2 protein-coding genes and 1 pseudogene are annotated in these 2,227 nt (G+C 60.2%); 1 reads left to right on the plus strand and 2 read right to left on the minus strand.

Going from position 1 to position 2,227, the window contains the following annotated elements:
- Positions 1–224, minus strand: a pseudogene (locus NW837_RS12615) (hypothetical protein); the annotation flags it as partial.
- Positions 225–428: 204 nt separating this feature from the next.
- On the opposite strand from NW837_RS12615, the gene NW837_RS12620 reads away from it, so the two are divergent.
- Positions 429–1,679, plus strand: a complete 1,251-nt coding sequence (locus NW837_RS12620; protein ID WP_011433036.1) for an LL-diaminopimelate aminotransferase — start codon at positions 429–431, stop codon at positions 1,677–1,679.
- Here the strand turns inward: NW837_RS12620 and NW837_RS12625 are convergent.
- On the minus strand, positions 1,676–1,972 hold the full coding sequence (locus tag NW837_RS12625) for a hypothetical protein (RefSeq protein WP_148202718.1): 297 nt from the start codon (positions 1,970–1,972) through the stop codon (positions 1,676–1,678). The two genes, NW837_RS12620 and NW837_RS12625, sit on opposite strands and share 4 nt — an antisense overlap.
- Positions 1,973–2,227 lie beyond the last annotated feature (255 nt).

The following is a 2,227-nucleotide window of genomic DNA, read 5'->3' on the forward strand; positions in this document are numbered from 1 at the left end:
GAGCCGCTCAACCCCTGGCGATCCAACACCAGTTGGACAAGACACTGATCCGAATCAAAAAGGGCCACCTCCTCTACCTTCACCTCCGGACGGCCCAGAGCTGCCAAGATCTGCCGCAGCAAGAGGGGATCCCGACAAAGGGGAGCAGACCAGGCCCCCATCCCCCAGCTCAGCCAAACCCAGATCGCCAACAGGCCCACCGCCCACCTCTCGTGCCGAGCCATTCCCCTCTGCTGCTTCATCCCTGCTCTCCAAAGGATCTTTGCCAAGGTAGCATCCTACTCCGTCCCGCCTCCGCCGGGGTTGTTGCTATGGGCAGGGGAACCGCGACGTAGAAGAGTTCTGGCCCGGAACCGGCTAAGGACTCCGTCCCGCTAGCGCGAACAGCTACACTGAAAAGCCGATGACCTCCTCTTCGGCAAACCTCCATGGCCAGGATCAACGACCACTTCCTCAAGCTCAAGACCGGCTATCTCTTTCCCGAGATCGCCCGGCGGGTGCAGGCTTTTGCCACCGCCCATCCCGAAGCTCAAATTATCAAAATGGGCATTGGCGATGTCACCGAGCCGCTGCCGGAAGCCTGTCGAACGGCCATGATCCGGGCGGTGGAGGAAATGGGGGAACGGGCCACCTTTCGCGGCTATGGGCCAGAGCAGGGCTACGAGTGGCTGCGCCAGGCCATTGCCCGGCACGACTTCCAGGCCCGCAACTGCGATATCGACGCTTCCGAGATCTTCGTCTCCGATGGCTCCAAGTGCGATTGCGGCAACATCCTGGATATCCTCGGCCACGACAACACCATCGCCATCACGGATCCTGTCTATCCGGTTTATGTGGACACCAACGTGATGGCGGGCCATACGGGGCCGGCCAACGAACGCGGCGAATACGAGGGCCTGGTCTATCTGCCCATCACTGCCGAAAATCACTTCACCGCCAGCCTGCCCAGCCAAAAGGTGGATGTGATCTACCTCTGCTTCCCCAATAACCCCACAGGCGCAGTGGCCACACGGGAGCATCTGCAAAACTGGGTGGACTATGCCCGTGCCCACGGCTCCCTGATCCTGTTCGATGCCGCCTACGAAGCCTATATCACCGAGCCCGGGATCCCCCACTCCATTTACGAGATTCCAGGGGCGCGGGAATGTGCCATCGAGTTCCGCTCCTTTTCCAAAACCGCTGGGTTTACCGGCACCCGCTGTGCCTTTACGGTGGTGCCCAAGTCTTTGCGGGGGCAAGCTGCCGATGGATCCTGGGTGGATCTGTGGAGCTTGTGGTATCGCCGTCAATCCACCAAGTTCAACGGGGTGTCCTACATTGTGCAGCGGGGGGCGGAGGCGGTCTATTCCGAAGCGGGGCAAGCGCAGGTGCAAGGTCTGGTGCAGTTTTACCTGGAAAATGCCCGCATCATTCGCCAGCAGTTGGCCGAAGTGGGGATCCAAGTCTATGGCGGCGTGAATGCCCCCTACGTCTGGGTGAAAACACCCGATGGGCTGAGCAGTTGGGAGTTTTTTGACAAGCTGCTGCACACCTGCCATGTGGTGGGTACCCCTGGCTCTGGCTTCGGCAGCGCCGGAGAGGGCTATCTGCGCCTGTCCGCTTTCAACAGCCGCGCCAACGTGGAAGAGGCAATGCGCCGCATTGGCAGCGTGTTTGCGGGGGCTGGAGCCGTTGGTTAATTGAGTCTTGACCCAGAGGGCGAGGATTCTTTCAAGCGCTCCCCGCCGCCAGAGGCGAACAGCTTGGGCCCGACAGGAAAGATGACGAACCAGTCGGCGATACCGCCGCGAACCCTTTTGCCTGCAACGCAGCAACTGGGCCAGCTTCCCCTTCGGCTTTCCGGGTACTGCCGCTTCGACTGCAGCTCCTGACCGTTAGCGATGAAGATATCCATACCCTCATGGGCAGTGGCCAGGTGAACTTTGCCCAAATCCACCCCATTTCCACCAGAACGGGTGTGTTCTGGGGCCAAGGTATCACCCTTTCCCATTGGGCAGATAGAGTTTGCAGCAGCCCAGAAAAAAGCTGCCCTGATCGCGTCAGCAGGTCGTATCTTGGTCGGCCAGTTCTGGCGAAAGCCTTTCACAAAGCAGGCCGTAGGTCTTTTGCCTGGATCCCTAGACCAGCAGCGGGGCTTTGCGCCAAGCCTTGGGCTGCTGGAACCGGTGCAGATCTCGGATCAGCCGCACCCAGCCGTCAGACATGGACTCCACCAAAACTTTGCCTT

Origin of the sequence: Synechococcus sp. R6-10 (assembly GCF_047461815.1) — a bacterium.
Taxonomy (GTDB): Bacteria; Cyanobacteriota; Cyanobacteriia; order Thermostichales; family Thermostichaceae; genus Thermostichus.